The organism is Paenibacillus sp. BAC0078, assembly GCF_054483875.1.
Genome location: NZ_JBTLRW010000005.1, coordinates 208,527 through 223,601 on the forward strand (window position 1 = coordinate 208,527; position 15,075 = coordinate 223,601).

14 protein-coding genes are annotated in these 15,075 nt (G+C 52.5%); 4 read left to right on the top strand and 10 right to left on the bottom strand.

The window, feature by feature from the left end; genetic code table 11:
• Positions 1 to 31 precede the first annotated feature (31 nt).
• Positions 32 to 1,159, bottom strand: coding sequence for a threonine-phosphate decarboxylase CobD (cobD, locus tag ACX1DY_RS12235; RefSeq protein WP_458964472.1), 1,128 nt, complete (start codon positions 1,157 to 1,159; stop codon positions 32 to 34).
• A 227-nt stretch (positions 1,160 to 1,386) separates the two neighbouring features.
• On the opposite strand from cobD, the gene ACX1DY_RS12240 reads away from it, so the two are divergent.
• Entirely contained in the window at positions 1,387 to 2,388 is a 1,002-nt protein-coding gene (locus ACX1DY_RS12240; protein WP_458964473.1) for a lipoate--protein ligase, read from the top strand.
• Between the two features lie 82 nt (positions 2,389 to 2,470).
• Here the strand turns inward: ACX1DY_RS12240 and ACX1DY_RS12245 are convergent, their stop codons facing one another.
• From ACX1DY_RS12245 to ACX1DY_RS12260, 4 genes are all read right to left on the bottom strand, one after another.
• Complete coding sequence (locus ACX1DY_RS12245; protein WP_458964474.1) at positions 2,471 to 3,355, bottom strand: AraC family transcriptional regulator; 885 nt, start codon at positions 3,353 to 3,355, stop codon at positions 2,471 to 2,473.
• Positions 3,356 to 3,459: 104 nt separating this feature from the next.
• Complete coding sequence (locus ACX1DY_RS12250) at positions 3,460 to 4,602, bottom strand: ABC transporter permease (protein WP_458964475.1); 1,143 nt, start codon at positions 4,600 to 4,602, stop codon at positions 3,460 to 3,462.
• Positions 4,599 to 5,369 carry an ABC transporter ATP-binding protein gene (locus ACX1DY_RS12255; RefSeq protein WP_458964476.1) on the bottom strand — a complete coding sequence of 257 codons (771 nt, stop codon included), beginning with the start codon at positions 5,367 to 5,369 and terminating at the stop codon, positions 4,599 to 4,601. The genes ACX1DY_RS12250 and ACX1DY_RS12255 overlap by 4 nt, the downstream gene beginning before the upstream one ends.
• 20 nt (positions 5,370 to 5,389) lie before the next feature.
• Positions 5,390 to 5,965 carry a TetR/AcrR family transcriptional regulator gene (locus ACX1DY_RS12260; protein WP_458964477.1) on the bottom strand — a complete coding sequence of 192 codons (576 nt, stop codon included), beginning with the start codon at positions 5,963 to 5,965 and terminating at the stop codon, positions 5,390 to 5,392.
• 176 nt (positions 5,966 to 6,141) lie between these two features.
• Here ACX1DY_RS12260 and ACX1DY_RS12265 point away from each other — a divergent pair, with 176 nt between their 5' ends.
• Positions 6,142 to 6,429, top strand: coding sequence for a hypothetical protein (locus tag ACX1DY_RS12265; protein ID WP_458964478.1), 288 nt, complete (start codon positions 6,142 to 6,144; stop codon positions 6,427 to 6,429).
• A gap of 50 nt (positions 6,430 to 6,479) precedes the next feature.
• Here ACX1DY_RS12265 and ACX1DY_RS12270 read toward each other — a convergent pair whose 3' ends face one another.
• On the bottom strand, positions 6,480 to 7,193 hold the full coding sequence (locus ACX1DY_RS12270; RefSeq protein ID WP_458964479.1) for a metal-dependent hydrolase: 714 nt from the start codon (positions 7,191 to 7,193) through the stop codon (positions 6,480 to 6,482).
• Between the two features lie 245 nt (positions 7,194 to 7,438).
• Between ACX1DY_RS12270 and ACX1DY_RS12275 the strand changes: the two genes are divergently transcribed.
• Positions 7,439 to 8,308 carry a DMT family transporter gene (locus tag ACX1DY_RS12275; RefSeq protein ID WP_458964480.1) on the top strand — a complete coding sequence of 290 codons (870 nt, stop codon included), beginning with the start codon at positions 7,439 to 7,441 and terminating at the stop codon, positions 8,306 to 8,308.
• Positions 8,286 to 9,098, top strand: a complete 813-nt coding sequence (locus ACX1DY_RS12280) for a Cof-type HAD-IIB family hydrolase (protein WP_458964481.1) — start codon at positions 8,286 to 8,288, stop codon at positions 9,096 to 9,098. Before ACX1DY_RS12275 ends, ACX1DY_RS12280 begins: the two co-directional genes overlap by 23 nt.
• 383 nt (positions 9,099 to 9,481) lie before the next feature.
• On the opposite strand, the gene hydF (ACX1DY_RS12285) is transcribed toward ACX1DY_RS12280, so the two are convergent.
• The 4 genes from hydF (ACX1DY_RS12285) to hydG form a co-directional block, all read right to left on the bottom strand.
• Entirely contained in the window at positions 9,482 to 10,750 is a 1,269-nt protein-coding gene (hydF, locus tag ACX1DY_RS12285) for a [FeFe] hydrogenase H-cluster maturation GTPase HydF (protein ID WP_458964482.1), read from the bottom strand.
• Positions 10,751 to 10,792: 42 nt separating this feature from the next.
• Positions 10,793 to 12,205, bottom strand: a complete 1,413-nt coding sequence (locus tag ACX1DY_RS12290) for an aspartate ammonia-lyase (protein ID WP_458964483.1) — start codon at positions 12,203 to 12,205, stop codon at positions 10,793 to 10,795.
• A 214-nt stretch (positions 12,206 to 12,419) separates the two neighbouring features.
• A complete protein-coding gene (gene hydF, locus ACX1DY_RS12295; protein WP_458964484.1) occupies positions 12,420 to 13,610 on the bottom strand; it encodes a [FeFe] hydrogenase H-cluster maturation GTPase HydF in 1,191 nt (396 codons plus the stop codon).
• A gap of 26 nt (positions 13,611 to 13,636) precedes the next feature.
• A complete protein-coding gene (gene hydG / locus ACX1DY_RS12300; protein ID WP_458964485.1) occupies positions 13,637 to 15,061 on the bottom strand; it encodes a [FeFe] hydrogenase H-cluster radical SAM maturase HydG in 1,425 nt (474 codons plus the stop codon).
• Positions 15,062 to 15,075: the final 14 nt, after the last annotated feature.

Consider the following 15,075-nt stretch of genomic DNA (forward strand, 5'->3'; position numbering starts at 1 on the left):
CCCCACCCGTTACCTTCCCCCGCGCTCCGGCTCACTCTGCCGCTCCAAGCCCCTTCAAGCCTCTCACACTCCTGCCCGCCAGCGTCTCCTCCAGCTGGCGGAGGAGGCGGGCGTTGTCCCCGCGGCCTTTGACGGCAACGCGGATGTGCCCCGGCCCCAGGCCGGGATACATGGCGCAGCTGCGCACCAGGATGCCGCTGCGGCCCAGCTTCTCCTGCAGGGCCGCAGCGCTCCACGGCGCGGGCAGGCCCAGCAGCAGGAAGTTCGCTTCGCCCGGCGGCACCTCGCAGCCGAGCCGCAGCAGACCCTGCCGCAGCGCTTCGCGCTCTGCGGCAATCAGCCCGCGCGTGCGCTCCTCATATTCGCGCCCGCTGCGCAGACAAGCTTCCCCGGCCAGCAGAGCCAGGCCGTTCACGCTCCAGGACACCTGCTTGCCGGTCATAGCCGCGGCAAGCTCCGGGGCTGCGATCGTATAGCCCAGCCGCAGCCCCGGAATGGCAAAGAACTTCGTCATCGAGCGGATCAGCACCGTATGCCGGTACGCCCCAAGCTCTGGCAGCAGCGATTGCCGCCGCTCCTCGGGGATGAAGTCGATGAACGCTTCATCCACCGCCAGAACCGTGCCGCAGCGCTCCGCCTTCTGCGCCAGCAGCCGCAGGTCGTCCAGCGCATACTGGACGCCGTTCGGATTGTTCGGCTGTCCAAGGAACAGCAGATCCACCTGCTCCAGCAGCCCGGCGATGCTGTCCACGCTTGCCCGGTACTCCTGCTCCCGCGTTCCCTGAACGGACAGCACCTCAGCACCGAACTGCTCCGAGAGCTGTCGGTATTCGGAGAAGCAAGGCTCGACAACGCCCACCCTGCGGGGCGCTGCAGCCAGCAGCAGCAGCGCCATGGACTCCGCCGCCCCGTTGCCCACTGTAATCCAGTCCCCGTGAATCCCCAGGCTCTCTGCCAGCAGAGACTTTAACCTGCGGTGGCCGGGATCGGGATATGCCGTTATGGCAGTTAATGAATGCCGAAGCAGCTCCAGCAAGCCGGGCGGGGGGCCGAGCGGGTTAATATTGGCGCTGAAATCAAGAAAAGCCCCGCCGCTGCCATCCCCGTACAATTCCGCCGCCGTCAGCAAATCGCCGCCGTGGCCGTATTTTTCAAGCATGCCTACACTCCCTCTAGTCTTTCTCCTCTATAGTCTTATATGGCTCATTGACCCCATTATTGACTCATTGCCGGAAATACGTCAATCCTCAAGGCCCCGGCAAGCCAAGCCATTCTGCCCGTTTCAGGCAGCGCTTTGGCCTGGAACCATCGTTTCTTTTGTACAAACCCAGCTTTTGGTTTAAAATAGAACCCGTATTCAATCATGTCTAAGCGGAGGAATTCACTATGCTTTTTATTGATAACACAGGAATCACAGATGCATCGGTCAATCTGGCGATTGAGGAATTTGCCCTGAAGAATCTGCCTATGGACGAAAGCTATCTGCTTTTTTATATCAACAGCCCGTCCATTATCATCGGGAAACACCAGAACACCATTGAAGAAATCAACCAGGAATATGTGAAGGACCACAACATTCAGGTGGTGCGGCGGTTGTCCGGCGGCGGGGCCGTTTATCACGATCTGGGCAATCTCAACTTCAGCTTTATTACCAAGGACGACGGACAGTCTTTTCATAACTTTTTGAAATTCACCCAGCCGGTTATCGACTACTTGCAGGCTATGGGTGTGAATGCTGAGCTGAGCGGACGTAATGATCTGCAGGTCGGTGAGCAAAAAATCTCCGGCAACGCCCAGTTCTCCACACGCGGACGCATGTTCAGCCACGGTACATTGATGTTCAACCTCAATCTGGACGATGTGCAGGCTTCGCTGAACGTGAACCCGGAGAAATTCAAATCGAAGAGCACCAAATCCGTACGCAGCCGTGTCGCAAATATCAAGGAACTGCTTGGTACAGAAATGACGATTGAAGAGTTCCGCGAAGGGCTGCTGCGTTCCATCTTTGGCATGGAGCCTTCGGAGGTTCCACAGTACAAGCTGACCCAGGAAGACTGGGCGCGGATCAACGAAATCTCGGAGGAGCATTACCGGAATTGGGATTGGAACTATGGCCTGTCGCCGAAAAGCAATGTGAAGCACACCCGCAAATTCCCGGCAGGGCTTGTCGATATCCGCATGGACATTGAAGATTCTCTCATTCAGGAGATCAAAATCTACGGCGACTTCTTCGGCGTCGGCGATGTAGCGGATGTAGAGAACGCGCTGCGCGGCAAGCGTTATGATGAAGCCGAGGTCAGAGCGGCTCTGTCCGGGCTTGATCTGAAGCATTATTTTGGCCGCATCGAGCCGGAGGACTTCATCGGTCTGATCTTCCTGGAGGAATAGCGTCTCCTCGGCATAAGTTACCCGGAGCAAAAGGCTTACCGGCTGCAACCACGCAGCGGTGAGCCTTAATGCTTTTAACCTGTTACAGACGTTTTCTCTGAACGGGAATCCATACTTCGCAGATAGAATCAGCTTGGCTCTCATCCGCCCAATAATATTTTTCAATACAAGGACCCTCAACCTGCTCAAAGTTCGCTGAAGGAAACCACTCCGCATAGATGCGTCTCCATACATTTATAATTTCTAGCCCAAGCTCAGCATCATCGGGAATTTGCTCCCTGCTGTCGAACACAGCATAGGTTTGAGCGGGAATATGAAGAACGGTTAAGTCCTGCGGAATCTCATTTGCCTCCTTTACCTCGAAGCCCATCAAATACCGTTTCGTTCCATCTTCGCTGAAATCGTAATGATAGCCGAACAGAAGGGAGCCGTGAGGCTTTCCTACAGCTTCATTGATGCGATCATGCGTGCCATCCTTCCAGATTGTCTCTACAAATTCAGGAATTTCTGCAGAAGCGTCCTTTCGAATAATAAAGTCCTTGCCCACCACTACCGAAGCACTTTCCTCCACAATGCGATAATTCATTTCCGTTACCCCTTTAATCTGAATTTGAAAGGAGATTCGCGGAAACGACTTGAGCTTCACATCCTTTTTCTTCGCAGCAGACGGTGTCATGCCATGCAACCGCTGAAAGGCTTTGGCGAACGCCTCAGGATTCTCGTAGCCATACTTCAGCGCCACATCAATGACTTTAATGTCCGTACTTGCCAATTCTTCGGCAGCGAGCGTAAGCCGGCGGTTGCGAATATATTCGGTTACAGTAAAGCCGGTCAAGGCATGAAACATCCGCTGAAAATGGTATTTCGAGGACAAGGCAGCTTTGGCAATATCCTCAATTTCAAGCCTCATCTGCAGCCGCTCTTCTATATAGTCGATAGCCTGGCGGAGCAATACCAGCGTCTCCATATTCTCATCTCCTTTCTCCTTCAAGGTACAGGAAATCGGGCAGTCGTTCCTGTCTTGGGATGCTCCGTTTTGTCCGGAAACTGTCCTCTTCTTTGGGAATACGCTTATGCTCTCGACAGCTTACGCTTCCGGTACAGCAGCAAGCCTGTTACAAAATAGATCACTGTGAGCAGAGCAATCATCAAGCCGTCGAACCACACATCGCCCAAGCCTGCCCCATAGTTCAGGATGCTATTAAATGCATTTGCGGTATGCGTAAGCGGCAATAGATCTGCAAGCCCGAAGGAATGCCCGCTTATTGTAAGCAGATTCAGCTTCGGAAGCGGAAACATGCTGCCCGAGAAGAACATTAGAATAAAGAATGGAAAACAGCCAACAGTCAGCACATCAAACACTGTGTTTAGGAAGCTCGCCACCACCAGGCTTATAGCAACCATCGAGAAGCTGGATAGAAGCCCTACGACAAGCACAGCGCCAAAACCTCCCCCCGGTCTGTAGCCCAGTCCAAGCGCCGTCCAGTAGGAAAGAACAATTGCTGCTGCGGCTACAATCGCTTGCGTAATACATATGCCGCCAAGGAAATTGAACGCTCCAAGACGGCTAAGCTTCAAGCGGATCAGTGTCTTTTTATCATTTTCCTTCACAATTGAAGCAGTTGCTGTAAAAAGAATCATTAGCACAGCCAAAGAAATCAAACCCGGCACATATCCTTCAAATTCATTGAGCGGCTGTTTTTTCTCAAGAAAGGTTTCGTTTATCCTTGTGGGCAGCTTTATTTGAGCTATCTCCAAGCCTTGCTGGTTCACACCATCTGCCGCCAGCACCGCCGCAACCGGATATCTCAAATTTCCCATGCTGCCATAAAAGTCTACAAGAGCGGGGTTCTCATTGTTATCAGCAGATCTGCGGGCTAATCGGTCCGAATAATCTTCTGGGATAATGATTCCTAGATCTATGGCCTTTTCTTTTACCTTTGCCTCTAATTGATCCTGGCTGCTGAAATCGGTTATCTCAAAAATATTGGCGTTGTCCTGCCCCTTCATATGCTCCAGATTTTGGATTAATTCGATGGATGCCCGGCCAGCATCATAATTGATAACGCCCAATTTATAGGTGGTTGGCTCCCCTCCATAAAACAGGTTCATCAGGAATAAAAAGAACGGGGAGAACAGCAGCACCAGCGCAAGAACCTTCCAATCCCTTAGGTTTTCCTTAAATGACTTTGTAACAGAAGCAGCGAGCTTCATTCACGCAGCCCCCTTCCCGTCAGAGCAATAAACACATCCTCAAGCGTCCGCTTTCTGACCGTCGTAATCTCTACATCTCCTGCCCCGTATTGATCCTTGAGCTTCTCAGGCGTGTCTACCAAAAGCACCTTCCCGTGGTCAATAATTGCCACCCTGTCTGATAGTCTATCGGCTTCATCCATGTCATGGGTGGTAAGGATAACCGTTGTTTCTTGGGCCAGCCCTCTGATGAAGTCACGTACAAGAAGCCTGCTCTGAGGGTCAAGCCCTGCCTGCGGTTCGTCCAAAATAATCAGCTTCGGATCATGCACAAGCGCCAGCGCGATGTTGAGCCTCCTTTGCATGCCGCCTGACAGCGTTTTGGCAAGGCTGTTTCTTTTATCCCAGAGTCCAAGCGATTGCAGCAGGCTTTCCGCCTTATTAGCAGCCGTTCTTGGGGTCAGCCCATAGGACATCCCGGCAAATTTCAACTGCTCCAGACAGGTCAGCAGCTCCCAGATAACAATATCCTGCGGACACAGCCCAATAATCCCTTTGATGCGCTCATAACCCGAAGACATGGAGATGCCATTGACCGTAATTTTGCCTGAATCTATTTTCAGAAGACCGCACAGCATTTTTATGGTAGTAGTCTTACCTGCGCCATTGGGCCCGAGCAGCCCGAACACCTCTCCCTTACGCACCGAAAAGCTTACATCATCTACCGCGCGCAGTTCACCATAGCTTTTACTTAATCCTTCTACAGACAAAATAATCTCATGCTCCATTCATTGATTACTCCTTTCGGTCATTTCAGCCAGACCTGCCCAAAACGTTCTGCCAGAAGCTCAATCTCTTCTTCGGGATGAATCATCGCGTAAGAAACAACCCCATCCAGCGCTCCCATCAAGGATATCCCATAGGCTTCAGGGTCCTTCATTTCAGCCTCGCCAGATTCGACCGCTTTTTGGAACATCCCCACAAAGAAAGCTGTACTTTGTTTTACATATTCTTTGTAGTACTCCATAAGGGCCGGAGCCTGTAATGCTTTGGACATGGATAAGAAAAGAAAGCTCAGCTCCCTTGGCCTGCTTGCCCAAAAGCTCAGATAATCGCTAATGTATTGTCTTAATCCGTCCATAGCACTGCTATTCATGCTCGCCTTTTCCGCCATTTCTATTAGCGGCTCCGACAGCTTCTGATTCGCCTCCATCAACAGCACCTCCTTATTGGGAAAATGATGATAAAAGCCGCCCTTGCTGACACCGGCTCTCTTGGCAATTGCATCTACAGATGCGCCATCGTAGCCCTTTTCGAGAAATTCTTCTACTGCTGCCAGGAGCAAAGACTCTACTCTATGCTCTTTCAACTGCTTTTTTGTCATTGATTATTCTCCATTCCGACCGTCGGTATGTTTAAAGTAACAAGCTCTATTGTTGGTGTCTATGAACTAAGTAACATTACAGGACAATCGCTTACAGATTTTTTTGAACCCCTGTACTCAAAGTTTCAGGAAATAATGGCTTCGGAAGCGTTAGCCCTATTTGCCAGGTAACGAAGGTGGAATTTCCCGACTTCACCTCTCCACGTTCCAACAACGGCATTTTTGCCGTTATTTCCGGGCGCACCACCCAATCTTGCCCCAACAACGGCATTTTTGCCGTTATTTCCGGGCGAAGCACCTACTCTTGCTCCAACAACGGCATTTTTGCTGTTATTTCCGGGCGAAGCACCTACTCACGGTTCTCCTTGTTTCACCTGTTTTTAGTTCATTTCGTAAGCGATTACCCTGATAACATCCTGCAGTGGCAGGCTGCGAAAAAAAAGCAAAAGGCTCCCCACTACTAAGCAGCGGAAAGCCTTCGGTGTCGGGTGTTGCATTCGGGTCCTTGCCCTTCTCAAGCGGTAAGCACAAATACATACACGACAAGTGCAAGTGTCAGCACAATGCAGACATTCTCCACCGCGCTGCCCTTCTTAGTTCCGGTGCTCATCAGCTTCAGCCGCAGCTTGAAGGGGAGCGGAGGCAGCGGAGTGATCCCGCGCTGGGTCAGGGCATCGGCCAGCAGGTGCAGCGCGTAGGACATGCCCCCGGCAATCCACAGGCTGCCGCCGTCATCCATACCAAGCGAGGCGAAGTATAGCAAGGTGCTCCAGCCGGCCACGCCGTACAGCGTATGCGTAAGTCCGCGATGCGGCACAACCGAGGAGACCACCAGCACACAGGCGGCAATGTAGTTCCAGGGATCATAGGCATCTGCGAACGCGAACAGCGCCAGGGCCAGAAGCAGCATCACCAGATGCCGCAGCCTGCGGCCCGGCAGGAAGGACACGCTGCCGACCAGCAGCGCCAGCGCAATATTCCAGGGCGGCGCGGCGACTCCGGCAAAATAAAGATAAACAGCCGTCCCAATGAGCGCTACCTGCAGTATCCGCAGCAGGAATTCCGGCACGGCCTTGCGCACCAGCAGCGAATTCGGCTCGTCGATATCAGGCAGCAGGGCGCTAAGCCCCGCTACGGCGACCGCCGGAATCGTAATGTCATAGCCGAGCAGGCTCATGGCGGATAGGGTTATCCCGGTGCTGATGATTAAATGGGATTTGCCCATCATGGTGTACCCGCTCCTTTCTAAGATGTAGAGACTATCCCGTGTAAAAATAAGAACAGGTGTACGGTTCTCGAAGTATACCAAGAGCTGGCTTTTTTGTCCAGCCATTGGCTGTATTTCGAATGCCGAAGCCCTTGGCGGCAAGCCTGATGAGCAGTTTCGTCTTGTCCTCTCCACTGTTTTAAGTTACAATTTTGACAACTTCAGTTGGCCTGTATTCTGGCCTGATTCAAGAAAGGATGACCTTGGTGAACCGCTCCCGAATCGCCGATTTCAGTCTGCTGCTGGTGGCGATGATGTGGGGTTGTACGTTTCTGATTGTGCAAAGCGCGGTCAAGGTGCTGCCGCCGCTCGCCTTCAACGGCATTCGTTTCACAGGTGCCGCCTTGCTGCTGGCGCTGATCACCACCGTTTTTTACCGCCGGGAATGGAAGATGATGAGCTGGCGCATGGTAATCCACGCCCTGCTGCTGGGTCTTTTTCTGTTTCTGGGCTATGGCTTTCAGACAATGGGACTGCTCTATACCACCACCTCCAACACCGGATTTATTACCGGATTGTCCGTGGTGCTTATCCCCTTCCTGGCGCTGGTGCTGCTCTGCGCAGTCGTCTTTGCACTGCAGGTCGCATATACCGGCGTATATGCTCCACGTTATCCTGCGCTGCCGCTCGCCACGCTGCAGCTTGCCTTTGTCGGGCTGCTCAGCGTAGCCGCCTCGCTGCTCGTGGACGGCCCCGCCCCGCTTGCGCACAGCGGGGCGCTGATCCTGAAGCCGGATGTGCTGTGGGCGCTGCTGGTCTCCATCGGCCCTACGAGCGCTTTTGCCTTCTGGATTCAGACCGCCTGCCAGAAATACACCACACCAGCCCGGGTGGCGATTATTTACGCCACCGAGCCGGTGTTTGCCGCCCTGACCGGGCTGATGTTTGGCGGGGAAACGCTCGGCATCACCGCAGCGCTGGGCTGTCTGTGCATTCTTGCAGCGATGCTTATTGCCGAGCTGAGCCCCGAGCCTGCCCGGCAGCTCAAGAGAATTAAGCCTGGCATCAAGCCAGGCGCCCCAAGCTGTTATAGAGAAAAAGGAGAGAACCCAAATGTACAAATTGATTGCAATTGATATTGATGACACGCTAATTAATGATGAGAAGGAAGTAACCCCCGCGACGCAAACGGCACTGGAGCAGGCTGTGGCCGCAGGCGTTGTAGTTACACTTGCCACCGGACGCGCTTATGCTTCGGCCCAGGCCATTGCCCGCCAGACTGGATTGAATGTGCCGATTATTACCTACCAGGGCGCACTTGTGAAGAACCTGATGGACGAAAAGGTACTGTACGAGCGTTATGTGCCGCAAGACGCCGTACGCAAGCTGTTCAACTATTGTGTGGAGCATAATCTGCACCTGCAAACCTATATTGATGACAAGCTCTACGCGCGCGAAGAGAACCAAAAGCTGATCGACTACTCCACCCTCAACGGAACCCGTTACTACATTGAGCCGGATTGGGAGAAGCTCGTCCCGCAAAAAACACCAAAAATGCTGATCATCGACGATCCCGCATTCCTGGATGAGCTGGCGCCAATTTTGCGTGAGCTTCTGGGCGATTCCGTGCATATTACGAAATCCAAGCCGCATTTCCTGGAGATCATGCACCGTGAAGGCACCAAAGGCCTCGCTCTCGAATTCCTTGCGGCGCATTTCGGCTGCGATATGTCCGAAACCATCGCTGTCGGCGACTCCTGGAACGACCACGAAATGCTGGAAGCCGCCGGCCTTGGCGTTGCTATGGCTAACTCTATTCCGGCGCTGAAGGAAATCGCCGACTTCGTCACCCTCAGCAACAACGAAGACGGCGTGAAATATGCCATTGATAAATTCATCCTGCATACTGCCGGTCAAGAAGCGTAATCAGATAGCAGAAATCCCTCCGCTCTTGAGCGAAGTGGAATTTCTCCCGCTAATCTGCTCAAATCCGTGGTAAATAAAGGTTTAGTGGGAATTTGTCCACCTATTTCGGACTAATTCATGATTTATCGCCTGACTCGAGCGAATTAGTGTTACTTTTTCCCACTATTGGCTAATCGGGAACTGGAACGCTCTAATTAGTGTTACTTTTTCCACTTCACGTTGTTATTCAAGAGAGGCCGCATAGGCCTCTTTTTTACTCCCTCCCGAGCCCCTGTACAAAAAGAAAAAGCCCATCCAAGAAGGATACCCGCCCCCCGTTTATGAGACAGGGATCATGTATTCTTCTTGCTCGTGGACCTTAGCCGTACTGTAGAATTTTCAATTTACTCCTGCAACGTGCTTTCCTCCCAGGCCATGCGGGCAAGCGGAAACGGAGAAATCGCTCTCTCCAAAATGCCTTGGATGTAGGCAATCGCCACACCATAATTGACAATGGGGACTCCAGCCTCAAGGGCTTGCTCCACCCGCCAGAGCATCTGTCTGCGGTTCATCATGCAGCCGCCGCAATGAACAATAAGCGAGTAGTCCTTCACATTGTCAGGAAACTTCATTCCGTTCGCAAAATCAAACTGGAGCTGTTTTCCCGTGGCCTGGCGAATCCAGCGCGGAATTTTCACCTTGCCGATATCATCTGGCTGCTGGTGATGTGTGCATGCTTCGGCAATCAGCACTCTGTCACCGTCCTGCAGCCGGTCAATCGCGCGCGCGCCTCTCACCATCTCTTCAAGATTGCCTTTGTGCCGGGCAAACAGGATGGAGAAGGAGGTGAGTGGAATGTCTTTTGGCGTATCTCCTGCAACCTTCAGGAATACCTGCGAATCCGTAACCACAAGCCGCGGCTTCTTGCCAAGGCTCTCCAAGGTTTCCTTCAACTCGAATTCCTTGGTAACCACCGCAATGGCGTCGCTCTCCAGCAGGTCGCGGATCGTCTGCTGCTGCGGAAGAATCAGCCTGCCTTTGGGCGCTGCTTTGTCAATCGGCACCACCAGTACTACTACATCACCCGGAGATACTAGATCCCCTATAATACGGAATTTATCATCTTGATCCGGCACAGCAGCAATCAGCGCCTTCATGAGGCCGCTAATCCCCTGCCGCTCCACTGCAGATACAGGGATCACCTTACAGCCCAGTTCCTGCTCAGTCTTGTTAACAAGAGCTGCAAGGTCTTCAGCATGGGATGATTTCTCGTCACCTAACAAATCTATTTTATTTAAAACAACAATAGCCGGGATGCCCTTGCTTCGGACGGTCTCAGCAATTTGCCGGTCAAATGAGACTACGCCGCAGGCGGCATCAACAACGATCAGGGCCATGTCAGACTTGTTAAGAACCTCAAACGTCTTCTGTTTCCGCAGCTCACCCAGCTCCCCTGCCTCATCCAAGCCGGCAGTATCAATAAATACAACCGGCCCGAGCGGAAGCAGCTCCATAGCCTTATACACGGGATCTGTTGTCGTCCCTTTAACCGATGACACGACTGCGGCATCCTGTTTTGTTATCGCGTTGATCAGGCTTGATTTCCCGGCATTGCTCCTGCCGAATATGGCGATGTGCAAGCGGCTGGAGCGGGGGGTATCATTCATATTCATGCGGCTCTCTCCTTCCCTTGACCGGTTAATGTGAGACTTCAATTATTTTCCGGGCACACCCGGTTTGGTCACTTGATAGGGATTCAGAATTTGGTTAATCTCAGCCTCCGGGAGAAGCCGGGCCTCCATCAGCACCTGCCGCACAGATTTGCCTTCTTGCCCTGCTTGCTTGGCTACCTCAGCACTTTTCTCGTAACCGATGTGGCTTATTAGTGCGGCGGCCAGAGCGGAGGAATGCACCACCCGTTCATGACAGCGTTCCTCATTAATACGGATGCCACGGACACAGCGCTCTTCGAACAGCCGGACGGCATTCGCCATAATCTCCAAGGATTCCAGGAGCGCATCAGCGATCAGCGGCATAAACGCATTAAGCTCTAGCTCCCCGCCCGCAGCCGCCATTGTTACGGCAGTATCATTCGCTATGACACGCATAGCTACAAGCCCTGCCATCTCCGCCATGACCGGATTTACTTTGCCCGGCATAATCGAGGAGCCTGCCTGCACAGCCGGCAATTCAAGCTCCCCCAAGCCTCCGGCTGGACCGCTTGCCAGAAGCCGCAGATCCCCCGATATTTTCAAAAGATTAATGGAAGCAGCCTTGAGCAGCCCGGACACTTCAGCGAAAACATCCATATTCTGCGTGAGGTCCATCGGATACTCGCTCCGCGCCAGACCATAGCCGGTCAAATCCTGCAAAATATCGGTGATGTAAAACGTATATTTTACCGGGGCATTGAGTCCTGTTCCAATCGCTGTACCCCCAATGTTGATTTCTCTAAGCCGTTCCTCTACTTTGTACAGCCGCCACCGGTCCCGGGCGATCGCTTTGGCGTAGGCTCCGAAGCCTTGCCCTGCCATCATCGGCAAAGCATCCATAAGCTCCGTACGGCCCAGCTTGAGCACGTCTGCGAAGGCATGTTCTTTTTCCTGCAGCGCTTCCTGCAAGGAAGCAAATGCCTGACTTAGCAGCCGCACCAGACCGATAGCAGCGATTCTTAGTGCCGTTGGATAGACATCATTGGTGGATTGGCAGCAGTTGACGTGATCCAGAGGATGTACCCGTGAATAGTCCCCGCGTTCTCCACCCAAAACCTCACTCGCACGGCTCGCGATAACTTCATTCACATTCATGTTTGTTGATGTCCCGGCGCCGCCCTGTAGCGCATCTACCGTAAATTGCTCTTTAAAGGCACCTGCCAGAAGCTCATCACAGGCCTGCACAATCGCCCGGGCAATGGCCGCCGGATAGGTATTCAGCTTCAAATGAGCCAGCGCTGCTGCTTTCTTCACTGTTATCATGCTATGGAGCAAATGAGGGTTAACCGTTCTGCCGCTTACAGGAAAATTGTCCATCGCCCGCGCCGTATGAATACCATAATAAGCAGCCGCTGGTATCTCCTTTTCGCCCAAAGCATCCCGTTCAATACGGGGAGATTTCCGCGATTCATCCATCGGATAGCCGTCCTTTTACGATGTTAAGGGTTTTGGTCGTACTGCGGGGAATGTTTGGACTTCCGGCCGCTGTTATGTTTGGATTTCCTGATTTTAGCCCGCTGGCCGCGGTAGAAATCCAAACATAAAGGCGGACGCTACCGCTCCTCCAGTTCCAAACTTCCCCTCCGTACTTCTACCCTTTTTTTGAATTTTCAAGTCCTCCTTATAACGCTTAGGCCCTCACCTGCAGAACTTCCAGCACACGCGGCAGAATCCCGTGGAAATAAGCAAAAGCGATGCCATAGTTGGTAATCGGCACGCCCTGCACTCCCGAGCTCTGCAGCCGCATCATCAGCTGCTTGCGATTAAAGATACAGCCTCCACAGTGAACGATCAGCTTATACCCGGAGATGTCCTCAGGGAAATCGGGCCCCACACTTGTCGTGATATCCAGAACGCCGCCAGCCATTTCCTGCAGCTTAGCCTTGACCAGCAGCCGGTCGATCTCTCCGTTATGCGGATGATGGATACAGGCCTCTGACAGAAGGACCTTGTCTCCGGGCTTCAGGGTGGAAATCATCCCGGCACCGGCTACAAAGGTTTCCAAATCCCCCTTAAAGCGCGCCATCAGAATCGCAAAGGTGGTTAAGGGCACACTCGCCGGAATAATCTCGTTCACTTTGTCGAATACCTGTGAATCTGTAATCACAAGATTAGGCATTTTATTCAGGCGCAAGAGCAGCTCCGGCAGTTCTTCTTCTGTGACAGACACCGCCATAGCGTGATGATCCAGCAGATCGCGGAGAATTTGCTGTTGCGAGGCAACCAGCCGGTATTTAGGGGCAGGGATCATTTCAGGCATTACCATGACCACCAGATCCCCAGGGTTGACCAAATCCCCTACAATGCTGTTGCGTTCAAACTCGGCAGGAGCATAGGCGCTCATGGCGTGGCGCAGACTTCCTAGGTTGGAGTTCCGCTTGACGCTGAGCTTCACGAAGGGGATGTTCAGTTCTGTCTTCAGAGAGTCAATATCTACATAATGATCGTCAGTTTTGGAAATGACCCCGATGACAGGAATATTCCGGTTAGCCAGCTCGCGGACCCATTCCTTTTCCAGCTTGTAGTCGCCTGGCTCATCGGAGAAAATCATCATCCCAAGATCGGTTAAATCCATAACCTCTCTCGTCTTTTGCACCCGGAAGAGGTCCGGATCATCAATTCCGGCCGTATCTACGATAATGGCGGTTCCGATATTTTTGACCTCCAAATATTGAAAGACCGGTTCGGTTGTCGTTCCCGGCTCATCGCTGACCAGCAAGGTCTTTTTCGCTGTGAGCGCGTTAATCAGACTGGATTTCCCGGCATTCCTTCTGCCAAACACAGCGATATGCATTTTGTTGGATTGTGGTGTAAATTGCATAACGTTTCTCTCCTTAAGATACGATTTTAGAAACGTAAATCCCGTTCGCCGTTTTCGATGCGCCGGAGGCGGTTAATCGTTACTTTTCTCGCGGCTTCCTTCGGAATATCATCAAGTCCCTTGCGGATGATCTCTTCCCCTAAGATACGGGTCTCCTCGTCTGCATAATCAAGCAAGTACTCCTTAAACGTTAAAAGAGAGTTCGGCTGGCACACATTATGAATCTGCCCGGACTTGGCAAGTCTCATAAAGCGGTCGCCTGTACGTCCTTCCCGGTAGCAAGCGGTACAATAGCTGGGAACGTATCCATCCCGGCATAGTCCGCGGATAATCTCCTCCGGCGAACGATGATCGCTTACTTCGAATTGCGGCTTCTCTTTTGGCTCGCCTGCGGTTCCCTGCTTGGTCTCCATGTAGCCGCCGACTCCCGTACTGGAGCCCGCACTCACCTGGGAAATTCCCAGCTTGATCACCTCGTCACGGAATGACGGCTCTTCACGGGTGGAAAGAATCATCCCGGCATAGGGAACAGCCAAGCGCAGAACGGCAACAAGCTTCTTGAAATCCTCATCCTTGACCAAATGCGGATAGGTTTCCAAATTCACACCCGCCGCCTCACGCAGCCTGGGAACAGATACAGTGTGTGGGCCGACACCGAACCTCTCCTCCAGGTGCTCCGCATGCATCAGCATAGCGACTGTATCGTACTTGTAGTCATACAGGCCATAGAGAACGCCAATGCCCACATCATCAATCCCGCCCATTTGAGCGCGGTCCATGGCCGTGGTATGCCAGTCGTAATCTCTCTTGGGTCCCTCGTGATGCAGAGCAGCATAGGTGGGTCTGTGATACGTCTCCTGAAATAAAATATAGGTTCCTATCTCCGCGTCCCTAAGCTTCGTGTAATCCTCAATTGTGGTAGCTGCAATGTTAATATTCACACGGCGGATGCTGCCGTTATCGACCTTCACGGAATAAATCGTCTTGATCGACTCGACCACATAGTCAATGTCACAGGCCGATGGGTCTTCTCCTGCTTCAACGACAAGCCGTTTGTGGCCTAATTCCTGCAGTACGCAGACTTCATCCGCTAATTCATCCATACTTAGCTTCCGCCGCTGAAAATCCTTGTTGCTGTGCTTGTATCCACAGTATTCGCAATTATTGACGCAGTAGTTGCTTATATATAATGGAGCGAATAATACAATACGGTTGCCGTAAATTTTCTCTTTAATGACCTTCGCTGAGCGGTTAATGCTATCAAGGACCTCTGTATCTGTAACCTCAAGCAGCACGGCTGCCTCCCGGTGGGTAAGTCCCTTGCACTCTCTTGCTTTTTCTAAAATGGACTGGACATAGGTCTCGTCGCCTGCCTTCACCTTGGCTTCTTCCAGACTGAGCAGAATCTCCTCGTCATTGATAAAATCAGCGGGTTCCCAATCTTTCCGCAACTTCGTCAGCCTCC